This is a genomic window from Prosthecobacter vanneervenii (assembly GCF_014203095.1).
Taxonomy (GTDB): Bacteria; Verrucomicrobiota; Verrucomicrobiia; order Verrucomicrobiales; family Verrucomicrobiaceae; genus Prosthecobacter; species Prosthecobacter vanneervenii.
This window is the reverse complement of sequence record NZ_JACHIG010000029.1, coordinates 1-5282: the sequence shown is the minus strand read 5'-3', so window position 1 is coordinate 5282 and position 5282 is coordinate 1. Positions and strand designations below refer to the sequence as shown.

The 5282-nt window shown below is 52.3% G+C and carries 1 protein-coding gene, 2 tRNA genes and 2 rRNA genes; all 5 read right to left on the bottom strand.

Translation table 11 applies throughout. The features are described 5' to 3' along the window. Positions 1-112: 112 nt before the first annotated feature. Positions 113-2954, bottom strand: a 23S ribosomal RNA gene (locus HNQ65_RS26460). A gap of 174 nt (positions 2955-3128) precedes the next feature. Further along, a tRNA-Ile gene (locus HNQ65_RS26455) sits at positions 3129-3205 on the bottom strand. 12 nt (positions 3206-3217) lie between these two features. After that, positions 3218-3293: transfer RNA gene (locus tag HNQ65_RS26450), tRNA-Ala, on the bottom strand. 161 nt (positions 3294-3454) lie between these two features. Continuing rightward, positions 3455-5000 (bottom strand): 16S ribosomal RNA (locus HNQ65_RS26445). Together the 16S and 23S rRNA genes with 2 tRNA genes alongside form the textbook arrangement of a ribosomal RNA operon. 71 nt (positions 5001-5071) lie before the next feature. Next, positions 5072-5282 (bottom strand): hypothetical protein (locus HNQ65_RS26440; protein WP_184344882.1); only part of this gene is annotated, 211 nt, incomplete at its 5' end.

The window sequence follows — 5282 nt, the reverse complement described above, 5'->3', positions numbered from 1 at the left end:
TGAACCGAGTGTCTGGAGACACTTTTTCAGGGAGGGTTCCCTGACAACTGCACATAGGGAAAAAATTCGTCTTGAGCCCGGGAACCAGGCTTCAGTTTGGTTTGAAATGGAACAATGCAAGACAAACGGATGATTAGTACCACTAAGCTGAACACATTACTGTGCTTGCACCCGTGGCCTATCAACGTGGTAGTCTTCCACGATCCTTCAGGGAAAGCTTATCTTGGGATGGGCTTGGCACTTAGATGCTTTCAGCGCTTATCCCTTCCGCACATAGCTGCCCAGCGATGCTCTTGACAGAACAACTGGAACACCAGAGGTGCGTCAATTCCGGTCCTCTCGTACTAGGAATTGAACCCCTCAACTTTCCTGCGCCCACAGAGGATAGAGGACCGAACTGTCTCGCGACGTTCTGAACCCAGCTCGCGTGCCGCTTTAACCGGCGAACAGCCGGACCCTTGGGACCTTCTCCAGCCCCAGGATGCGACGAGCCGACATCGAGGTGCCAAACTTCATCGTCGATATGAACTCTTGGATGAAATCAGCCTGTTATCCCTAGCGTACCTTTTGTCCGTTAAGCGACGGCAATTCCACATTAAACCGCCGGATCACTTTGGCCTGCTTTCGCATCTGTTCGACTTGTAGGTCTCACAGTTAGGCTGGCTTATGCCAATGCACTCGACACGTGATTACCAACCACGCTGAGCCAACCTTCGCGCTCCTCCGTTACTCTTTGGGAGGATACCGCCCCAGTAAAACTGACCGGCTGACATGGTCCCACATCCAGATTCATGGACTGCGGTTAGATCGTTCAATACCCAAGGGTGGTGTTTCATTGACGACTCAGCATGACCCGAAAGTCATGCTTCAAAGTCTCCCACTTACGCTAAGCATGGAAACCAAACGACCAGTGACAGCTTACAGTTAAGGTGCATAGGGTCTTTCCGTCCTTCTGCGGGTAAGCAGCATCTTCACTGCTATTACAATTTCACTGAGCCCCTCGTTGAGACAGCGGACAACTCGTTACACGATTCGTGCAGGTCGGAACTTACCCGACAAGGAATTTCGCTACCTTAGGACCGTTATAGTTACGGCCGACATTCACGGGGACTTAGGTTCAGAGCTTTGCCTTGCGGCTGACCCCTTGCCTTAATCTTTCCGCATTGGTCACGTGTCACATCGTATACTTGGACTTTCGTCTTGGCACAATGCTGTGTTTTTGATAAACAGTCGGTTGTCCCCTTTCACTGCGACCCTCCTAAGAGGGCATCCCTTCTTCCGAAGTTACGGGACTAGATTGCAGAGTTCCTTAACGAGGTTTCACTCTTTCGCCTTGGTATATTCTACCCACCCACCTGTGTCGGTTTGCGGTACGGGCGGCCATGGAAAGGGCCACAACGCTTTTCTCGGTGGTCGGATCAAAAGACCGGATTTGGGTTGCCCCGCCTCCTTCTGCCACTTTCAGCCGGCATGCTTTCTCAATTTCCACGCACGTGTGGTTTAACCATAGCCGGTTCGGGAATATTAACCCGATGTGCATCGCCGACGCCATACGGCCTTGACTTAGCTCCCGACTAACCCTGGGACGAATATCGTTGCCCAGGAAACCTTGGGTTTACGGCGGGGCGGGATTTCACCGCCCTTAACGTTACTTATGTCTGCATCCTCACTTCTGTGAACTCCACGGTCAGTCACCTTCACGCTTCGACGCTCACAGAACGCTCCCCTACCACTGCACCGGCCGTAGCCGGTACAATCCAGAGCTTCGGTATGCCGCTTATCGCCAATCATTTTCGGCGCGAGATCTCTCGATGAGTCAGCTATTACGCACTGTTTAAATGGTGGCTGCTTCTAAGCCAACATCCTCACTGTCAATGAAATCTCACCTCCTTTCCACTTAGCGGCATTTAGGCACCTTAGCTGCAGGGCTGGGCTGTTTCCCTTTCGACAATGAAGCTTATCCCCCACTGTCTTACTGCCATGCTACATTCGAGGGTATTCGGAGTTTGATTGAGTTTGGTAGGCGGGTGTGCCCCCTAGCTCATTCAGTGCTCTACCCCCCTCGATCAGCGCATGACGCTGCACCTAAATACATTTCGGGGAGAACCAGCTATTACGGGGCTTGATTAGCCTTTCACTCCTACCCACAGCTCATCCGAGAACGTCTCAAGGTTCACCAGTTCGGTCCTCCACGTCGTATTACCAACGCTTCAACCTGGCCATGGGTAGATCGCCTCCGCTTCGGGTTCAGCCCGTGCGACTTGTCGCCCTGTTCGGACTCGCTTTCGCTCCGCCTCCACCCCAGAAGGGCTTAGGCTTGCCACACAGACTGACTCGCAGACTCATTTTGCAAAAGGCACGCCATCACCGGACAAGCCGGCTCTGACACCTTGTAGGTATGTGGTTTCAGGTACTATTTCACTCCGCTCACGGCGGTTCTTTTCACCTTTCCCTCGCGGTACTTGTTCACTGTCGGTCACTAGCTAGTATTTAGCCTTATGCCGTGGTCGGCACATCTTCACACGAAATGCCACGTGGATCGTGTTACTCTGGGAATCCCTAGGCGTTGTCAAGTTTTCGGTTACGGGCCTCTCACCCTCTTTGGAGCGATTTTCCATTCGCTTCACCTAACTCTTCAACTACCACATCGGGCCCCGAACCCCGGAAATAAATTTCCGGTTTAGGCTGGTCCGCTTTCGTTCGCCACTACTGACGGAATCGCATTCGCTTTCTTTTCCTCGCCTTACTGAGATGTTTCACTTCGGGCGGTGTTGCGTCAACGCTCCTATGTATTCAGAGCGTCACGTGATGACATGAATCATCACAGGTTATCCCATTCGGAGATCTCCGGGTCAAAGCCTGCTTGCGGCTGTCCGGAGCTTATCGCAGCTTACCACGTCCTTCATCGCCTGCTAGTGCCAAGGCATTCACTACATACCCTATAAATCTTGCATTGTTAAAAACCATTTCATGTGACGGGTTTTGACACCCGCCGAAATGTTTTCGCCTGATTCTATCTTTTCTTTAAAACCTCTTGGTTCTCAAGAGGGCTCAATTGAATTTTTTCTACCCTATATGCAGTTGTCAAAGAACTCTGATCCTGAAAATTACAGACTGTGCGCAATGAATGGTGGGCAGGACTGGACTCGAACCAGTGACCCCCGCCTTATCAAGGCGGTGCTCTAACCAACTGAGCTACATGCCCGCTGATCATTGATGGTGGAGGTTAGGAGACTCGAACTCCTGACATCAAGCTTGCAAAGCTAGCGCTCTACCAACTGAGCTAAACCCCCGCTCATGGCACACGGAAAACAAAAGACTAAATTGTGCGCTGCACTCTTAACCGCGCAGTGAAAAAAGGTTTGTGAGGGCTTTCGCCACTTCACACACCTGCCTTGCGGCGAGGTGTCGACCTTGTCCTAAATAGGCGTGAGCCTCGGACAATTCTCCATAGAAAGGAGGTGATCCAGCCGCAGGTTCCCCTACGGCTACCTTGTTACGACTTCATCCCAGTCACCAGTCTTGCCTTAGGGCGCTGCCTCCTTGCGGTTGGCGCACGCACTTCGGGCGAAACCAGCTTCCATGATGTGACGGGCGGTGTGTACAAGACCCGGGAACGTATTCACGGTACCGTAGCTGATGTACCATTACTAGCGATTCCAACTTCATGGAGTCGAGTTGCAGACTCCAATCTGAACTGAGCCCAGTTTTGCTGATTTCCTCCACCTCGCGGTATCGGTTCACATTGTGCTGGGCATTGTAGTACGTGTGCAGCCCTGGTCGTAAGGGCCATACGGACTTGACGTCATCCCCACCTTCCTCCTCGTTGATCGAGGCAGTCTGATTCGAGTGCTCGGCATACGCCGGTGGCAACAAATCACAGGGGTTGCGCTCGTTGCGGGACTTAACCCAACATCTCACGACACGAGCTGACGACAGCCATGCAGCACCTGTGCAAAGCGGGTATTGCTACCCTATCCGGCTTTCACCGGAGACACAATGCATGTCAAGACCAGGTAAGGTTCTTCGCGTTGCATCGAATTAAGCCACATACTCCACCGCTTGTGCGGGTCCCCGTCAATTTCTTTGAGTTTTAATCTTGCGACCGTACTTCCCAGGCGGCACGTTTAACGCGTTAGCTCCGGCGCGGACGCGGTCGATTGCGCCCACACCAAACGTGCACCGTTTACTGCCAGGACTACCGGGGTATCTAATCCCGTTTGCTCCCCTGGCCTTCGTGCCTCAGTGTCAGTAACTGCCCAGTGACCTGCCTTCGCCTTTGGTATTCCTCTCGATATCTACGCATTTCACTGCTACACCGAGAATTCTAGTCACCTCTTCAGTACTCTAGCACGGCAGTATCGGATGCTGTTCCGAGGTTGAGCCCCGGGCTTTCACATCTGACTTACCACGCCACCTACGCACCCTTTACGCCCAGTGATTCCGAACAACGCTTGAGACCTCTGTATTACCGCGGCTGCTGGCACAGAGTTAGCCGTCTCTTCCTCTTGTGTTACCATCAATTTGCAAAGGTATTATCCCTGCAACCTTGTTCACACATGACAGGAGTTTACAATCCGAAGACCTTATCCTCCACGCGGCGTCGCTCCATCAGGGTTGCCCCCATTGTGAAAGATTCTCGACTGCTGCCACCCGTAGGTGTCTGGACCGTGTCTCAGTTCCAGTGTGGCTGGTCGTCCTCTAAGACCAGCTACCCGTCGTAGCCTTGGTGGGCCTTTACCCCGCCAACTAGCTGATAGGCCGCGGACCAATCGGGAAGTGACAGGCCTTGCGGTCCCCGTCTTTGATCTCTCGATCACATGCGGTATTAATCCAAGTTTCCCTGGGCTATCCCCCGCTTCCCGGAATGTATCCACGTGTTACGCACCCGTTCGCCACTAGACCATCGTTGTATTGCTACTCCAATGATCCCGTTCGACTTGCATGTCTTATCCACGCCGCCAGCGTTCGTTCTGAGCCAGAATCAAACTCTCCAAAAAATATTGGTGCTGACTTTTAAAGTCAGCCAAATTGACCGCATCTGTTTAAACCACAGATGCTCCTGCGCGTTTCATCGCGCAGCGCACAATTTAGCCTTTTTGTTTTCCAGCAACTCCTCAGGATTCTCATCCCTCAAAGTTGCTTCTGTGTTTTCTAAAAGATCGTTCTGATTTCCAAGTCCAAGAACCGCTTCTCGCTTTTCTTTTCCTTTTGTTTCAGCCGCCGCTTTTCGTCGGGGGTCAGGAGAGTAGTTCAGCTCTGATTTCGTGCAACTGTATTTT